Origin of the sequence: Aeribacillus sp. FSL K6-1305, from assembly GCF_038050115.1 — a bacterium.
Taxonomy (GTDB): domain Bacteria; phylum Bacillota; class Bacilli; order Bacillales; family Aeribacillaceae; genus Aeribacillus; species Aeribacillus composti.
The window spans coordinates 495178-512332 of sequence record NZ_JBBOQV010000002.1 but is presented as its reverse complement, the minus strand read 5'-3'; the positions used below and the strand labels follow the sequence as shown (position 1 = coordinate 512332).

General features: G+C 41.0%; 18 protein-coding genes. 7 read left to right on the top strand and 11 right to left on the bottom strand.

Annotated elements, in window-relative coordinates; translation table 11 throughout:
- Positions 1–38 precede the first annotated feature (38 nt).
- The 5 genes from NST97_RS12245 (at position 39) to ltrA (ending at position 4830) form a co-directional block, all read left to right on the top strand.
- Positions 39–410, top strand: coding sequence for a DUF423 domain-containing protein (locus NST97_RS12245; protein WP_063389063.1), 372 nt, complete (start codon positions 39–41; stop codon positions 408–410).
- A 285-nt stretch (positions 411–695) separates the two neighbouring features.
- Positions 696–851, top strand: a complete 156-nt coding sequence (locus NST97_RS12240; RefSeq protein ID WP_117016867.1) for a cytochrome c oxidase subunit 2A — start codon at positions 696–698, stop codon at positions 849–851.
- A gap of 15 nt (positions 852–866) precedes the next feature.
- A complete protein-coding gene (locus NST97_RS12235) occupies positions 867–1340 on the top strand; it encodes a cytochrome c oxidase subunit II (protein ID WP_094244737.1) in 474 nt (157 codons plus the stop codon).
- On the top strand, positions 1337–2977 hold the full coding sequence (locus NST97_RS12230; protein ID WP_094244736.1) for a b(o/a)3-type cytochrome-c oxidase subunit 1: 1641 nt from the start codon (positions 1337–1339) through the stop codon (positions 2975–2977). The genes NST97_RS12235 and NST97_RS12230 overlap by 4 nt, the downstream gene beginning before the upstream one ends.
- 590 nt (positions 2978–3567) lie before the next feature.
- The gene (gene ltrA, locus NST97_RS12225; RefSeq protein ID WP_327848818.1) at positions 3568–4830 is read left to right on the top strand and encodes a group II intron reverse transcriptase/maturase; all 1263 of its coding nucleotides are present in this window, start codon (positions 3568–3570) and stop codon (positions 4828–4830) included.
- Between the two features lie 403 nt (positions 4831–5233).
- Here the strand turns inward: ltrA and gerQ are convergent, their stop codons facing one another.
- The 3 genes from gerQ to hemQ all read right to left on the bottom strand — a co-directional run bounded on the left by gerQ (position 5234) and on the right by hemQ (position 7436).
- The gene (gene gerQ, locus NST97_RS12220) at positions 5234–5680 is read right to left on the bottom strand and encodes a spore coat protein GerQ (RefSeq protein WP_341343302.1); all 447 of its coding nucleotides are present in this window, start codon (positions 5678–5680) and stop codon (positions 5234–5236) included.
- A gap of 10 nt (positions 5681–5690) precedes the next feature.
- Entirely contained in the window at positions 5691–6068 is a 378-nt protein-coding gene (locus NST97_RS12215) for a cell wall hydrolase (RefSeq protein ID WP_094246392.1), read from the bottom strand.
- 600 nt (positions 6069–6668) lie between these two features.
- On the bottom strand, positions 6669–7436 hold the full coding sequence (gene hemQ / locus NST97_RS12210; protein WP_063389059.1) for a hydrogen peroxide-dependent heme synthase: 768 nt from the start codon (positions 7434–7436) through the stop codon (positions 6669–6671).
- Between the two features lie 225 nt (positions 7437–7661).
- Between hemQ and pta the strand changes: the two genes are divergently transcribed.
- On the top strand, positions 7662–8636 hold the full coding sequence (pta, locus tag NST97_RS12205) for a phosphate acetyltransferase (RefSeq protein ID WP_094246391.1): 975 nt from the start codon (positions 7662–7664) through the stop codon (positions 8634–8636).
- 75 nt (positions 8637–8711) lie between these two features.
- Here pta and NST97_RS12200 read toward each other — a convergent pair whose 3' ends face one another.
- From NST97_RS12200 to NST97_RS12180, 5 genes are all read right to left on the bottom strand, one after another.
- Entirely contained in the window at positions 8712–9218 is a 507-nt protein-coding gene (locus tag NST97_RS12200; RefSeq protein ID WP_063389058.1) for a YwhD family protein, read from the bottom strand.
- Positions 9219–9234: 16 nt separating this feature from the next.
- Positions 9235–9897, bottom strand: a complete 663-nt coding sequence (locus tag NST97_RS12195) for a site-2 protease family protein (protein WP_341343301.1) — start codon at positions 9895–9897, stop codon at positions 9235–9237.
- Between the two features lie 100 nt (positions 9898–9997).
- The gene (locus NST97_RS12190) at positions 9998–10516 is read right to left on the bottom strand and encodes a YwgA family protein (protein ID WP_339210662.1); all 519 of its coding nucleotides are present in this window, start codon (positions 10514–10516) and stop codon (positions 9998–10000) included.
- Positions 10517–10533: 17 nt separating this feature from the next.
- Positions 10534–11859 (bottom strand): HD domain-containing protein, encoded by a 1326-nt coding sequence (locus NST97_RS12185; protein WP_341343300.1) that lies wholly within the window; start codon positions 11857–11859, stop codon positions 10534–10536.
- 166 nt (positions 11860–12025) lie between these two features.
- On the bottom strand, positions 12026–12250 hold the full coding sequence (locus NST97_RS12180) for a DUF1450 domain-containing protein (protein WP_063389054.1): 225 nt from the start codon (positions 12248–12250) through the stop codon (positions 12026–12028).
- Positions 12251–12432: 182 nt separating this feature from the next.
- Here NST97_RS12180 and NST97_RS12175 point away from each other — a divergent pair, with 182 nt between their 5' ends.
- Positions 12433–13110: an RsfA family transcriptional regulator gene (locus NST97_RS12175; RefSeq protein WP_066251351.1), complete on the top strand. Its 678-nt coding sequence runs from the start codon at positions 12433–12435 to the stop codon at positions 13108–13110.
- Positions 13111–13340: 230 nt separating this feature from the next.
- On the opposite strand, the gene NST97_RS12170 is transcribed toward NST97_RS12175, so the two are convergent.
- From NST97_RS12170 to NST97_RS12160, 3 genes are all read right to left on the bottom strand, one after another.
- The gene (locus NST97_RS12170) at positions 13341–13955 is read right to left on the bottom strand and encodes a PH domain-containing protein (protein ID WP_063389052.1); all 615 of its coding nucleotides are present in this window, start codon (positions 13953–13955) and stop codon (positions 13341–13343) included.
- 19 nt (positions 13956–13974) lie between these two features.
- Positions 13975–14808, bottom strand: coding sequence for a lipoate--protein ligase family protein (locus NST97_RS12165; protein ID WP_341343299.1), 834 nt, complete (start codon positions 14806–14808; stop codon positions 13975–13977).
- A gap of 283 nt (positions 14809–15091) precedes the next feature.
- A complete protein-coding gene (locus NST97_RS12160; protein ID WP_339198032.1) occupies positions 15092–17152 on the bottom strand; it encodes a transglycosylase domain-containing protein in 2061 nt (686 codons plus the stop codon).
- Between the last annotated feature and the right edge of the window lie 3 nt (positions 17153–17155).

The window sequence follows — 17155 nt, the reverse complement described above, 5'->3', positions numbered from 1 at the left end:
ACGATAAGGTAAGATGAAGGGAAAAAGGGGTGAAGATGATGAAAATATTTTTCATTCTTGGAGCCGTCGGTGCTTTTTTGTCTGTAGCTTTAGGAGCATTCGGCGCCCATGGTTTGGAAGGGAAAATTCCGCAAAAATATTTGGAGACATGGCAAACAGGTGTACAATATCAAATGTTCCATTCGATAGGCCTTTTTGTCACGGCTCTGTTTTTGCAGCAGCATCCGCAGGCAGGCTATGCAAATTGGGCCGGGTGGCTGATGCTCATCGGTATTCTCCTGTTTTCCGGAAGCCTGTATATATTAAGTGTGACGCAGATCAAAGTGTTAGGTGCAATTACGCCGCTTGGAGGCATTTCATTTTTAATTGCATGGGTTCTTCTTGCTGTTGCTGCAGTTAAATATATGTAAATATAAACGTCTGTCTACTATATCGGGACAGGCGTTTTTTTGTGCAAAGAAATGAAAGGGTGACCTTCTTAACCGATTCAAAGGTCATAGCCAGAGCTTCATCCAAAAATGTGTCCCGTTCATTTTGGCTCCTAGCTTCCTAATGATAGAAGATTCAGTGTGAATGCAATGTTTTTTGTTCAACATACTGTCAAAAAGTACTATGGAAAATGTGATTTTTTTCACAGATTGACTAACGTAAGCTAAACTACAATTTTTTTAAAAGAAGAAAAGGTGGTGTTATGGGTGGCAAAAGAATTCATCTCCGATAAAAAAGAGCAGGAAATTGCTCAAAAGAAAGAATATTCGTTATTTGGCACTTTTTTATCTGTTCTTATGCTGGCTCTTTTTTTAATACTTTCTTGGTTTGGAGTTTACTACTTATTTATTCAACGATTATAAAGGAGGGGGATCATCTTGCATTTGCACAAACTTGAAAAGGTTTGGCTATTAATAGGTATAGGTACGCTTGTGATGTTTTTAACAATCGTGGGCATCAGTGCATTTGCACAAGGTCATCATCCGCCGAGTGATCTGACCACATTGGATCCGCAAAAAGTCGATACGACAGAGCCGTTTAATCAACCAGGCTTAAAGAAAATTGGAGACAACGAATACGAACTTGTTATAGTTTCTCAAGCTTTTGCCTTTATGCCGAATGACATAAAAATACCGGAGGGAGCAAAAGTTCATATTATCGTGACAAGCAAAGATGTTGTTCATGGCCTTGAAATCGTTGGCACAAATGTCAACATGATGGTGACCCCGGGACATGTGAATTCGCTTACACATACATTCCATAAACCCGGCAGCTATTTAATAATTTGCAACGAATATTGCGGTACTGGGCACCAAATGATGAGCACGAAAATTGAGGTGACAAAAGCATGAAAAATACAGCGCTTCACCCAAACGATGGAAAGCTGGCGCTCGCCCATATTGCAGTTGGTTATATTGCATTGTTTTTAGGAGCGATTGCCGGGTTATTGCAGGCTTTTGTTAGAAGCGGAACGCTTGAGCTTCCGGCAGGGATCGGGTATTATCAGCTTTTGACTGCTCATGGCGTTTTGTTGGCACTTGTTTTTACAACATTTTTTATCATTGGTTTTTTATATGCTTCCATGAGTCGGACGACAGGTGATTTAACTCCGTTTGCCAAAAAGGCGGGTTGGATCGGCTTTTGGCTTATGACGATTGGAACAGCGATTACAACGGTTATGATCTTATTAAATAAAGCGACCGTTCTATACACTTTTTATGCACCACTTAAAGCATCGCCATGGTTTTATATCGGTCTGACGCTTGTTGTAGTCGGCAGCTGGGTAAGCGGAGCTGGCATGTTTAGCCAATACGCTGTCTGGAAAAAGAAAAATGAAGGAAAACCGTCTCCTCTATTAAGCTTTATGGCAGTTGCCACAATGATTTTATGGATCATAGCAACATTGGGCGTAGCAGTAACGGTATTATTCCAGTTTATTCCTTGGTCCTTCGGGTTAGTCGATAAAATCAATGTGCTGTTAAGCAGAACACTTTTTTGGTATTTCGGCCATCCATTAGTGTATTTCTGGTTATTGCCTGCCTATATGTGCTGGTACGTCATCATTCCAAAAATAATAGGCGGGAAAATTTTCAGCGATTCGCTTGCAAGACTGGCGTTTGTACTGTTTGTTCTTTTTTCCATCCCAGTCGGCTTCCATCATCAAATACTAGAGTCTGGGATCACTCCGTTTTGGAAGTTTTTGCAAATTGTGTTGACGTTTATGGTCATTGTTCCATCTTTAATGACAGCTTTCGCTTTGTTTGCAACATTTGAAATAAGCGGAAGAGAAAAAGGGGCCAGCGGACTGTTTGGCTGGGTGAAAAAACTTCCGTGGACAGATGTTCGCTTTTTTGCACCGTTTATGGGAATGCTCGTTTTTATTCCTGGCGGAGCAGGCGGAATCATTAATGCAAGTAACCAAATGAACCAAGTCGTTCATAACACTTTATGGGTAACAGGACATTTCCATTTAACAGTGGCCACCACTGTAGCGTTGACGTTTTTTGGTATTTCCTATTGGTTGGTTCCTCATTTAACAGGCAGAACGTTAACACCGCGATTAAATAAATTAGGGATCATTCAAACCGTTTTCTGGTGCATCGGTATGTTCCTAATGTCAGGAGCCATGCATACAGTTGGTTTGTTTGGAGCTCCTCGGCGGACCGCTTATACAACATATGGAGACCATCCGCAGGCGTTGGAATGGATGTCTTATCAAACTATCATGGCGGTTGGCGGAGCCATCTTATTCGTTGCCATTTTGATGATTCTTTATATTGTTATAAATTTGGCAGTGGCTGCTCCAAAAGGAACGGAAGAATTTCCAGTTGGTGAAGTTCATGAAGATGCGGAAAAAACGCCATTGCTTCTAGAAAATTGGAAAATTTGGATCGGTCTGTCTGTTGTGCTAATTGTAATCGCTTATACAGTACCGGTCATCGATATCATTGAAAATGCACCAAGTTCACCGGGATTTAAATTCTGGTAGAAGAAACTGGGCGTGGAATTTTCACGCCCGGTTTTTTTTATGTGCGCCCGGCATGGGTGTAATCTCTAGGGTGAAAGTCCCGAGCCACGAAGGCAGAAGTAGTGGTTAGCCTAACGCAAGGGTGTCCGTGGTGACGCGGAATCTGAAGGAAGCGAGCGGCGAACTTCCGGTCTGAGGAACACGAACTTCATATAAGGCTAGGTATCATTGGATGAGTTTGCATAACAAAACAAAGTCCTTTCTGCCAAAGGTGATATAGAGTAAATGAAGCAGATAGATGGAAGGAAAGATTACACTCTTACCCGGGGAGGTCTGATGGATATGTGAAGTACCCTTCATAACCTACTTAGTGATAAGTAGCTGAACCATCAGAAGTCAGCAGAGGTCATAGTACGGATTGGTCTAGAACAATTCGGAAGGACCGAACAATTAAGAGAGAATAGCCCTTTGCATTCAGTGCGTCATGTTGAACACAGAAAACATAGTACCTCACTTGAGGGAGGAAGCGGTGAATCCCGCAGGGGTCCTCTTGGAGGGTGGAGTGAGCACTGGCATAAGAAGACCAGCTATTCACGGAAGGAAGAATAACGATGCTCTTGAAACGAATCCTGTCACGGGAGAATATGCTTTTAGCTTTACAAAGAGTAGAAAAGAATAAAGGTAGCCATGGAGTAGATATGATGCCCGTACAAAACCTACGTCAGCACATAGTCGAAAACTGGATATCCATTAAAGAAGCCATTCTCAAGGGTACCTATGAACCAATGCCTGTCCGACGAGTCGAAATCCCGAAACCCGATGGCGGTGTTCGGTTATTAGGTATTCCAACCGTGACAGACCGTTTGATTCAACAAGCAATAGCCCAAGTACTATCCAGGATATATGACCCTATGTTCTCCGAACATAGTTATGGGTTTCGTCCAAATCGAAGTGCCCATGACGCAGTAAGGAAAGCAAAAGGTTATATCAGGGATGGTTATAGATGGGTAGTGGACATGGATTTAGAAAAGTTCTTCGATCGAGTGAATCATGACAGGCTGATGAACACATTAGCCAAGACGATTAAAGAAAAGCCACTATTGAAGCTAATCCGCAAATATCTACAAGCTGGTGTCATGATTAATGGTGTGGTTTCAAGTACAGAACAAGGGACGCCGCAAGGTGGCCCTCTAAGCCCTCTACTTTCGAATATTGCACTAGATGAACTAGACAAAGAATTAGAGAAAAGAGGACATAAGTTTGTTCGTTATGCCGATGATTGCAATATTTATGTGAAGTCGAAACGAGCTGGGGAACGAACAATGGCTAGTGTTCAACGATTTATTGAGGGGAAACTACGTCTAAAGGTCAACGAGAAAAAATCGGCGGTTGACCGACCATGGAAACGGAAGTTTCTTGGATTTAGTTTTACATCTTCAGAAGAGCCAAAAGTTCGAATCGCCAGAGAGAGTATAAAACGAATGAAGAAAAAGGTACGAGAAATTACATCAAGAAAGATGCCATACCCAATGGAATATCGAATTGAGAAATTGAATCAATATTTAATTGGTTGGTGTGGATATTTTGCATTAGCAGACACAAAGAGTATCTTTGGAAAATTAGATAGCTGGATACGACGAAGACTCCGGATGTGTTTATGGAAAAGCTGGAAAAAGCCAAAAACCAGAATACGCAACCTCATAAAGTTAGGAGTTCCTAGCTGGAAAGCCTATGAATGGGGGAACAGTCGTAAAGGTTACTGGCGAATTTCAAAAAGTCCCATATTACACAAAACCCTTGGAAACCCCTATTGGAGTAACCAAGGGCTTAAAAGTCTACAAAAACGTTATGAATTCTTGCGTCATCTATCTTAATTGAACCGCCGTATACGGAACCGTACGTACGGTGGTGTGAGAGGACGGGGGTTAATCTCCCCCTCCTACTCGATTGCTATGGATGCGGAAAACGCCTATGGATGAAATGGGGGAGGTAATCGGAGCTTTTTTCAGAATCTCGATTATGCGTTTTAAGTCGAAGGGAAAATAAAAAAGCTTTATTGGCCGTTTTTGAAATTTAAGTGCTTTTATTTATATAAGTAAGATCGAAATGAAAATAAAAGCTCATAGAAAAGCTGAACAACCTTGCTTCATTAGAGAAGCAAGGATGCTTAGACTTTTGTCTATTTGACAAGAACTAGACAAGAGGGCAGGGTATTGATCAAGAAATTGTAAGCGTCTTGCAGCATTCCTACCGGCCTCTCTCTGTCTAGCGTTTTTCTTATCTTGGTGGATAAGAAGCGAGACTTTGAGGGGATGTATATACGATTTCCTCATCGAAAGTGACGTAATTCAAAAAAACCATCAGCAATAAATATCGCCTTCCTGTTTGCGGGTCGCTTAAAATGAGATGATCTCTTCCGGCAGCTTCAATGACGCCGCGAAATACTTTCGCCGGCCATTCAGGATTGTTTTCAAAGGTCATGTATACGGTGGCCAATTTCCCTTTATTTAAGCGCAAAATGTTTTCGACATAGGATTCTTCAAGCGGAAGCATTCCGGGTACAGCTTGACCGCTGGTGCCGCTTGGTTGAGCTGAGGGAGGGGCGCCGATAACAGACCCGCTGGGCGCGTAAAATCCGTACGGATAGGTTGGCTGTACAGGAGTAACCGCCGGTATTGGATACCCTTGCTGCTGCTGCCGTTGGCTCTGTTTTTTGTTGCTCATGTTCAACCTCCTAAAATCTGTATACGCTTGGGCAAACAGATTGTGCAGGACTATAAAAACAATGGGATTTATATCGTCCTGAGTTATATTGGTTATACCATGTAGCAGGGCAATCGCCATATGGCTTAAAAAACCACAAAGCAGTTTCTGCAGGACTGTAGCGGTTTCCTTTCAAAACTTTTCTTGCTAAGTCTATTTCATTTTGCCTTGCAGCCTGATAAAAATATCCTTTCTGTGTGGCTTCGAAGCCTCCGGGGCTTTGAAACACCATACTGCGAACGGTGCGTATATCCTTAAAGTCTAAACAATCTGCAAGGACACGGTTGACACCGACATTGCCTACAAGAAGCATGCCTAAATCTCCGTCTCCTTCTGCTTCAGCTCTCATCAATCTGGCCAATAGCTTTACATCTTCTTCAGTATGTGGGAATTACAGCCATTTTTTCACCTGCCTTTTTTTAAAAGACATTGCCTAAATAGTAATCTTTCATTCCAATGTATGACGACGAAGTCTTTTTTATGACATTCGGAAAAATTCCCATTCCGACATCTTTGTTCTGTATAAAAGAAAAAAAGAAGCTTATAAAGTATGAGGGGCTGTCTAATAAGTCGATTTTCCGGCTTATAGACGCCCCTTTAATGTTTTAGAAACACTGATATATCAATGCTTATGATGTTTTATTTTCAGTGGATTTTGACTGGACAGCCCCATATTTTGAGAAGTGGCATATATGTATTCATCCATGGCGCTTGGCATGGTGCATGGTGTTGGGAAAAGTCACCCTCTCGCCCATTCCTTCCATTGAAATTTTTCTTCAAATCTCCCGTACTTTTATTTTTTGCATGTGAAGAAAGAGATAAATCGTGATTTATTACACTTCCTGTATAGCATGACATTTTTTCTTGCACATTAAGCATGCAGCTAGATTGCTTGCTTACTATTGGTAGGTCTTCAGCAGAAAAAACCAGTACTGAAAGCAGTACTGGTTTATACATGTAAAAATGCTGCAATTTTTTCAGGATGTAAAATGTTTCCGACAAAGAAGGAGCCAAATTCGCCGTATCTGGCGCTTACTTCATCAAAACGCATTTCATATACGAGCTTTTTAAACTGCAAAACATCATCAGAGAAGAGCGTGACGCCCCATTCCCAGTCATCAAATCCGACAGAACCGGTAATAATTTGTTTTACTTTATCTCCGTACTTGCGACCGATAAGTCCGTGGCTTCTCATGAGGCTCCGGCGCTCTTCCATCGGCAGCATATACCAATTGTCATTGCCTTGACGGCGTTTATCCATCGGATAGAAGCAAACATATTTTGATTTCGGCAAAATAGGATATAGTCTAGATCGGATATATGGATTTTGATACGGATCTTCATCATTTCCGCCGCCTACGTAGCTGCTCAATTCCACAACGGAAACATATGAATAGGCAGGGCTTGTATATTCAGCCAGTTTTGTTTTATTAAATTCCGTTTCAATTTCATTCAATTCTTCCATCGTTGGCCGGAGAATCATGATCATCAAATCTGCTTTTTGTCCAACGATCGTATATAAAGCGTGGCTGCCTTGTTGGTCTTTTTCCACTGCACTCCATTTTTCTAACAAATTCAGAAATTCATGAATAGCTTCCTGGCGTTCATCGCTAGATAAAGTTTTCCAAGCGCTCCAATCGATCGAGCGGAAATCGTGCAAACAATACCAACCATCGAGCGTTTCAACGGCTTCATTTGAACGAACTTCTTCACTCATTTTCGTCACCTCTCATATTGGCTATGTACAAGTTTACTATACCACAGTTTAGGGGAGAATATCCGGGTAAAACAGTATGACAATTATGTGACAGAAAAAAGTGCTGTTGAAAGCGCTATGATGAAATTTTTCATTTTAAATTTAAGAGCAGGTGGGGTATGCTAAAAGTGAATGGAACAATTCGTGTTAAAAGAATGTTTTAAGATTAAGGAGGCTGACTTTGTTTTGGCAGACATTTTTGCAGCATTGAAAAATAAAATATCGGGAAAAAATATTAAAATTGTTTTTCCTGAAGGATTGGATGAGCGAATTTTAACAGCAGTTTCCCGATTAACAGAGGAAAATTTGTTACAGCCCATTTTAATTGGGGATGAAACAGAAATTGAAGAAAAAGCAAAGAGTTTAAATATTTCTGTTGCAGGTGCAAAAATATATAATCCTGCCAATTACAGTGGAATAGAAGAGCTTGTTCAAAGCTTTGTTGAACGCCGCAATGGAAAGGTGACAGAAGAAGAAGCACGGAAGCTTCTTTTGGATGAAAATTATTTTGGCACGATGCTTGTTTATAAAGGGGAAGCGGACGGGCTTGTGAGCGGTGCTGCACATTCAACCGCAGATACAGTGCGGCCGGCTCTTCAAATCATTAAAACGAAACAAAACGTGAAAAAAACATCAGGCGTATTCGTCATGGTTCGTGGTGAGGAAAAATATATATTTGCTGATTGCGCGATCAACATCGCTCCAACCAGTCAGGAGTTAGCAGAGATCGCTATTGAAAGCGCGAAAACGGCCAAAATGTTTGATATCGACCCTCGCGTTGCTATGCTCAGCTTCTCGACAAAAGGTTCAGCAACATCCCCGGAAACAGAAAAAGTGGCAAAAGCAGTTGAATTGGCAAAAGAAATGGCTCCGGACTTAATATTGGACGGAGAGTTTCAATTTGATGCAGCTTTCGTGCCGTCTGTTGCGGAAAAGAAAGCGCCGGGATCTGTAATTAAAGGCGATGCCAATGTATTTATATTCCCGAGCCTTGAAGCTGGAAACATCGGCTATAAAATTGCACAGAGACTTGGAAACTTTGAAGCGATCGGACCGATTCTCCAAGGATTGAATGCTCCAGTGAACGATCTTTCTCGCGGCTGCAACGCTGAAGATGTATATAAATTAGCGATAATCACAGCCCTTCAGGCGCTTGCATAAACAAAAAGCAGGGAATTTTCCATCAAAAATTCCCTGCTTTTTACATTTTTTGCTGAATCAACAACCCTTCCGCTTCTAAACAGAAAGGCTTTGCTTTAATTCATCGCTTGAGCGCTCCCACATGCCTTCATCATGGTTTCGAAGAAAATCGGAAAGAACTTTTTTCGAGCTTTCATCCATGTGGTCGACAATGATGTTCCGTTTTAGCGATTTATCCATGCGGTTTACGTGTTCAGGCAATGATTTATAACCTCGTCTTGCCTCGCGATCAACAGTCATATAACAGGCAGCAACCCCGGCATAATATGGCCCATCTTCTTTTCTGTCAATTGTTACCCATACAAGCCAATACGGTTTTCCGTTCGGAACGTCTTCTTTCACATGAGTAAATTTAATGCCGCGTTCTACCTGGCTCCTTGCATGCATTGCGCCGATATCTACAAATGCCGTTTTTTCCTCGATGTCAATGAAGACAGGGGAAACATTTTCCAGGCTAAGGGTGCCTGCTCCAAAGCCGCGATGGCCGTCAGTTGGATCGTTTTTAATAATTTGGAACTCGACCTTTTTCTTTTTTTCTGTCATGTAAACATCCCTCCCTTTAAAAGAACGGTTGTAAAACGAAATGAAAAAGAGTGATAACAGCTCGGCTTCCCCAATTAAATATCGGATGAATAATATATTGATCCAAAGGGGTGATAACAATAATTAAAAAAATAAGCACTCCGTAATTTTCATATTGAGTAAGCTTGGCGCGGATGTCCGGCGGGGCTAAATCTTCAATGATGCGATAACCGTCAAGCGGCGGAAACGGCAATAAATTAAAGATAAACAACATAATATTTAATGATATAAGAATATTAAAAAATTGTTCAACCATTCTGGCTCCATCATAAGATAAGCCGGAAAATAATCCAAACGAAAAGAAAAAGTTCAGCAGCAAAAAAGCGAGAAAGGCAATGAATAAATTGCTCAATGGACCAGCTACAGATACTAATACCCCGGATAAGCGGGGATTTTTAAAATAGAAACGATTCACCGGAACGGGTTTTGCCCAACCAAACCCTGCCAAAAATATTAAAAGAGTACCGATCGGATCTAAATGGGAGATCGGATTAAGGGTCAGCCTCCCTTGATTTTTCGCTGTCGGATCTCCGAACTTATAGGCAACAAATGCATGTGAAAATTCATGGATAGTGAAGCCGACGATCAAAGCAATAATGACAAACGGTATAACTTCCAAATCGTAATATAAAAACGGCAAAAATGCGCCCTCCTATTCTAACAATTTCCTTTGCTTACAGTATACTATAAAAAGGTTGAAATACATAAAAAGGATTTTCTTCATTTTTTTAGGGGAAAATTCAGCTGATTTTTGCACTGAATTTGCGATCTTGCAATCGTTGAATAAATTGATAAGCTTCCTCCACTTCCTCATCCGTATAACGCTGCTTTTTTTTGAGCGTGAATACTTTTTCCTTCACTTCTTCCTTGTCCAAATGATCAAAATATAAAATGGTTGATACAAGTTCTAAAAAACGTGCTGATTGGGCGTTTAATTCATTTATGCAATTCTGCAGTTCGGGCATGTCCAAATCGTAATGGCTTAAAAATTCCTGCCCCGACTTTGTAAGGGAATATTTGTATTGATAATAGCCGCCTTTTTTTTCTTTTACTTCATTGATAAAGCCCATGTTGCAAAGCTCTTCAATGCGAAGCGTCAGCTCTTCTGAATACGGCCCGTAAAAATGGAATTCGTATTTTTCATAAAAGGGATAATTAAGTTTTTTTGCTATAAATATAATTTTTTGCAGTTTTTTTCGTCCGATGATCTCTTTCGAAGCGGACAGCACTTTCATTAATTTTGCGTGTTCGGTTAACACACCCTTCATCTCCTCACCTACAGAATAAATCCATCTTTGTCAGTTAGCTGCAAAATTTCTAAAATTTGTTTTTTCAAGTTTCGTTTCTCCGAGAAATCTTTTAAAAAATCAAGAGGAAAATATAATTTATGATCCGTTCTCCGCTTTCCGGTAATGGCGTCCACAATTTCCGACTCTCTTGAAAGCTCCCGTATTTCCCCGTTTGGCATGAGCAAATGGATCGGCAGCCGTTCTTCTTCCTCGCCCGGTCGGTAAAAATCGTACGGAAGATCTGAAGACGAGTCGACAACAAGATAATATTCCGGATCAATGCCTGCTTTTTTGAACAAATTTGTTAGTTCAATCAGCTTCATCAATTGTTCATTGGACGGTTGAAACTCCACATATTTAAACAGGCGCCTGTTTATAAATCTGTTGCACAGATCGCTTAAAATCGGATCCTTTTCCTTTTGCCATTCTTGGAAATAATAAAGGATGATGGATTCGTCTAATTTTAAATAATCTTCGACTGTGACATCTCCTTTGAAAATCGAATAAAAATGGACTGGATCTGCTTGGAATGAATAATTATTTTCATACAGAGCTTTTGCTCGATGGAGAATTTTGGACAAAATGACTTCAGCGCTTCTCGTTACTGGATGAAAATATACTTGCCAGTACATTTGATATCGGCTCATAATATAATCTTCGACAGCATGCATGCCGCTGTATTTAATGACGACTTGATCCTCTCTCGGCCTCATCACGCGCAAAATGCGTTCCATGTCAAAATGGCCGTACTGAACGCCTGTGTAAAAAGCATCTCGTTGCAAATAATCCATTCGGTCGGCGTCAATTTGGCTGGAAATTAAGCTGATAACCTGCTTATTTTTGTATGTTTTCGCAATGACCTCTGCCACTTTTTTCGGGAATTCCGCCCCTGCCTTTGAGAGAACGCGGTTTATTTCTGTATTTCCTAAAATAATGGCTTGGGTAAAATCTTCGTGATCCAGATGGAAGACCTTTTCAAACGAATGAGAAAAGGGACCGTGTCCGACATCGTGCAAAAGGGCAGCGCATAAACTTAGCAGCCTCTCATTTTCGTTCCATTCCGGTCTCCCGCGAAATACGTCATCAACAATTCGGCGGACGATCTCATAAACGCCTAATGAGTGGTTGAATCGGCTATGCTCCGCACCGTGAAAAGTTAAAAAAGTTGTCCCGAGCTGGCGGATGCGGCGCAGCCGTTGAAACTCTTTTGTCCCGATCAAATCCCAAATGATTTTATCGCGAACGTGGATGTAACGGTGAACCGGGTCTTTAAAAACTTTTTCTTCTGGCAGCTTTTCACTTGCATAGGTCATTTTCTTCCCTCTTCCGTTTTGACATGATTATATTATAACTTGTTTAAATTCAGGTGAACACCTCGTTTTTCAAAGTGCGGCTCTAAACAGACACAAAGGAATGTCGTTCAACAACCTTAAATAAAAAACCGCCTCAGGAAGCAATCATTCCTTAAAAGGCGGTTTCTTATTTTTTAAGCTTTGCTTTCACTTTTTCTATTAACTCTTCTTCCGTTAACGCAGCGACCGGACGGTTGTTCACAAATACAAACGTTTTCTTTCTTCCGGGCCCGCAGTACGATTGGCAGCCGATTTCAATTTTAGCATCGGGATCCAAATTCTTTAATTTCGGAATAAGCGATTTTAAATTTGGCGCTTTACAATCGTCGCATACACGGAACTCATTTGCCATCCTTTTGAACAATCCTTTCTTTATGAATAAGCACTATCGGGTAGTATACCTTGTCTGTTTTTTGAAATCAAGTACAGCGCTTTTCTGTAAAAATCTACTATCCTTGTATATATTTTTAATCTTTTGGGAAAAATGATGCTAGAACAAATAGTATTATTCAAGAATAAGGGAGTTGAGAGTGAATGAAAACAAGACAGGATGCTTGGACAGAAGAAAACGATCTGCTATTAGCAGAAACCGTTTTGCGGCATGTCCGTGAAGGAAGCACGCAATTAAACGCTTTTGAAGAAGTTGGTGATAAGCTGAACCGCACGTCGGCCGCCTGTGGCTTCCGCTGGAACGCCGTTGTGCGCCATAAGTATGAAAAAGCTTTGCAGCTTGCAAAAAAACAGAGAAAGCAGAAAATGAGAGCGCTTGGGAAAGGCCAGACTGCAAAGAAGCGATTGCTTTATACGCCGCCTGAAGCGTCGCCTGGTGATTTTACTGAAGTAAATGCGGTGCAAAATTCAAAGAATTATAATCATCCAGAGCTCGCAGCCAATTCAAAAGTGGAGCTGACAATGGATAGTGTAATTGAATTTTTAAGAACTTACCAAGGGAACAGTGAACATATCGAGGCTTTGCAGCAAGAAAACGAGCGTTTGAAAAAAGAAAATGAAGAACTGATTAAGAAAAACGAAGAGTTGGAGAAGAAGGTTGCCAAGCTTGAGGAAGAATCGAAAACAGTTCAAGAAGACTATGAAACACTTATGAAGATTATGAACCGCGCTCGAAAGCTAGTTCTCTTTGAGGAAGAAGAACGTCCGACAACAACGTTTAAAATGGATCGAAACGGCAATCTGGAAAAAATGGCGGAATAGCGGAAGACGCTCCGCCTGCGTCTTTTAAAGGACAAAGGGCGGCAGCCTGATCTTATTCAATATTATTTTGAATAATAGCCATACAAAAAATAAAAAGGGATTGCGGCATTAGCCGCAACGTCCGAAAGTAGCAGGCATTCGCCAGCTACTTCAAACAAACATACGAAATCAAGTAGAGAAACGGTTTGTTTTTCTCTGCTTGATTTATTTTTTAGGCACTTATTTAGTGTTTATTGTTGGATAAAAAGGTCAAACACAAACCCGTAATCTTTTAAATTGTATTGCTTTTTCGCATTCATCAGCCAATTGAACGCAATATCGTTAATTTCTTTAAATTGCTCGGAAATATTGCTTTCATTTATGCGGTTGTTGGTGAATACAGAGGCGGCCATTTGCAGGCTTTGTTTTGCATACTCCATATAATTGTCATGATCGTTTGAAATTTCTTCTATTTTAATCAACGCTTTATACAAATCTTTTAGCTCTTCTAAATGTTTTTTATGAACATCAATGGAAAAAGGCGTGTTTCCAATTTGGAATTTGATTTCTACATCTAAATCAATAGTCCCTGCCGTTTCAAGCACAACGTTTGAAACGCGGTGGGCATAGTAGTCATACCGCTTTAAAGTGCGTTTTTTGCTGACAGCGCTTGTGCCGTCAACGTGGATTAACGCTTTGTTTGTGAAACAATACTCGTCGGTTTTCGACTTAATGAGGAAGTAGATTTTTTCCCCATCCTCATGCATGACATAATCATCCGCGTCCACTTTATCATAATCCTCCGGCTTGATCACCGTGCCGATATCACTTAATCCTAAAACATCAGAAGCTACTTTTTTAAACATAACTTTCTCCCTTCCCGATTTACATATTAGGCAAAAATTTTTCATTCCGCTCTATCATTCTTATGAAGTTTGCTTCATACAATTCCAGTTCAAAGTCGGTTAAATTGGAGGAATAAATGCGGCCGCTCAAATGTTGTAAGGCTGCAAAAAGGTCGTGCACCACATCCTGGACGGTTAACTTCACCTTTAATAATTCATGTAAAGACGCCATCGTGCTCGGATTTACGTTTGGGTACTTGAAATGTTCGGCTTCTCCTTTTGCTGCCTTGTCATAAAACTGTTTAATCACGTTTGCGCGCGCTGCTCCGCTTCCTGTGATGCATAAATAAATTTGAACCGCTACGCCTCTCTTAAGACGGCGCTGAGAAATGCCGGCAAATTTTTTGCCGTGAATGCTGAGGTCGTAGCTCCCGGGACAATATGAACCGACAATTTCTCCTGCTTCGACTTCTGCACCATACGGTTTCAAGATGAAACAGATTAAATCCTTCATTGCATCATAACCACGGTTAATGTCAATTCCTTTCTCCTTTTCCGGTAAAATGATCGATACGTTTAAAATCCCTTCATCCAAAACAACAGCCAACCCGCCGGAATTTCGAACGATGACTTTATATCCTTGTTTTTTTAAAAAATCTACTCCATCTTTTAAAAACGGGGCTCTTGTATCTTGAATGCCGAGAACAATCGTATCATGATGCACCCAAGTGTGGACTGTCGCGGGGGACATGCCGCTCCCGACTGTCGTGCACAACGTATCATCGTAAGCGAATGATTGCTTGGCATCAAAAAAGGGTCCTAAGCTTGAATGATCGATGATTCTCCATTCCGGCTGTTTTAATAATTCGTTCATTGCTGTGATAATCCTTTCAGTCGTGTGTTTTTAAGCATGAAAAGGATAGTAGAAATCGGCTATTCGTTTATTTTTCCTCAGATTCTTCGCTGAAGCTTTCGAAAAATATAAGAGCTGTAGCATACATGTAATCGGTCGATTTCTACAAGGACTGGCCTCTTGTTATGACATCTGAATATATATCGTCCTTTTTTATAGTATATCATAGGAGCTGCATCTTCTTTGAAAAATAAATAAGGGCTTGCGTCAAGACTATGCGCAAACCCTTATTTTGCCTATATGTCTAAAACCACGGCATAAGCCTTCTCCATAATGGTTCATCCTTTTTTTTCCGCCCGCTGTTTTTCGGCTCTTCCATATTGTCGAGGTGCTCCATGCAATATTTTGTTGGTTCCGTGCCTTTCACATAATACGCAAGGCGGGAGACGGGACATTCTTTCGTCGCTAAAAGCCCGTTTTCCGGATTGACATAAACACCGACAACTCCTTCAGGCGGCTTAAATTGTTTTACAGGTTCATGTTTCAACGCTTCTTCCATAAAGCCGGCCCAAATTTTTTTCGAATAGGCTCGTTCCTCGACCATGTCAATCGTCTTTCCTTTGTCATAACCTGTCCATACACCTGCTACGAGCTGCGGGGCAAATCCGATCATCCAGCTGTCAGTCTTTGTCGTCCCGGATTTTCCCGCAAAAGGCCTTGATAGTTGATCGATAATGTTTTCCCCTGTAACAGTTGTATAACTGTTTAGCTTTCGATCAAACATGCCGGTCATTAAATGTGCGGTGATAAAGGCTGTTTGTTCATTTAGAATTTGCTCCTTTTCAACATTTGCCTCATATAAGACTTTTCCATTTTTATCAATGATTTTACGGACAAATATCGGTTTTATTTTTTGACCGCCGTTCGCTAAAATGCCGTAAGCGTTCATGAGATCGAGCGGCCTTACGGGAGAAGTTCCTAAAGCTAGCGACGGAACCATTTTAAAATTTTCTCCGATTCCAAAAAGCTTTCCCATTTTTATTAATTGATCCATACCGATAAACATATGGGTTTTAACAGCATAAATATTGTCGGACAAAGCAAGGGCTTCTATTAATGTAATTTCATCATTTGCGTAGTAGCCATTGTAGTTGCCCGGGGAATACGTGTTTGTTCCATTTTGAAAATGGAACGTTGTCGGCTCGCTTTTCAGCGTTGTGGACGGCGTAAATCCATTTTCCAAGGCTGCATAATATAGAAACGGCTTAATCGTTGAACCAGGCTGACGTTTTGCCTGAGTCATGCGGTTAAAAGGGCTCTCTTTATAATTCCGTCCGCCGATTAGAGCTTTTACCTCGCCTGTTTTCGGATCGATTGCAGAGAAGGCAACTTGGATATCCGAGTCTTTCCTCATGACTTTTTCTACGGTCGATTCAGCAATTTTTTGCAGATTTGGATCAAGAGTAGTAAAAATTTTCAGACCGGCTGTTTCAATTAATTGGTGGTCCTGCAATATTTCTTTTACTTCTTTCATAACCTCATCTTGAAAATAGGGGGCAAACTTTTCTGTTTTGGTGTTTTCGTTCGTTTTGAACGTTAATTTTTCCTTGGCAGCCAGTTCACTTTCTTTTTTTGTAATTAACCCTTGTTTGACCATTGTCTGCAAAATCATCTCTTGTCTTTTTTTTGATAAATCATAGTTCACCATCGGTGAATAGGAGTACGGTCCTTTCGGAATGCCGGCAAGTAGAGCGGCTTCGGCGAGCGTCAAGTCCTTTGCCTTTTTGCCGAAGTAATAACGGGAGGCCGCCTCGACCCCGTAGGCTCCGTGTCCATAATATATTGTATTTAAATAGCCTTCTAAAATTTTTTCTTTCGAGTAGTTCATCTCGAGCCGAATGGTATAAAAAGCTTCTGTCATTTTCCGAGCCCACGTTTTTTCAAATCCAAGATATAAATTTCTTGCGTATTGCTGGGTGATTGTGCTGGCTCCCTGCACCTTTGCCATCGCTTTGAGATCGGCAACGGCAGCACCTGCTATTCGTTTAAAATCAAAACCGTGATGATCATAAAAATTTTTGTCCTCAATAGCGATTGTCGCATTGATTAAATAGGGTGAAATTTCATCAAGTTCCACCCAAAAACGGCGGCCGCCGTGATGCTCCTCACCGATTTTCGTTCCGTTGCTTGCGTACAATACAGTTGATTGCGGCACAACAATGGAAGGAGCGCCTTGTACTTTAGCCGCAATCAAAACAACCGCAATACAAATAGCTGCCGCAGCAAAAACAAAAAAATGAATAAAAAATAATGCCCGGATTGTTTTGATGGTAAGACGAATGCCTTTTGGCGTCATCGCTTCCATTCC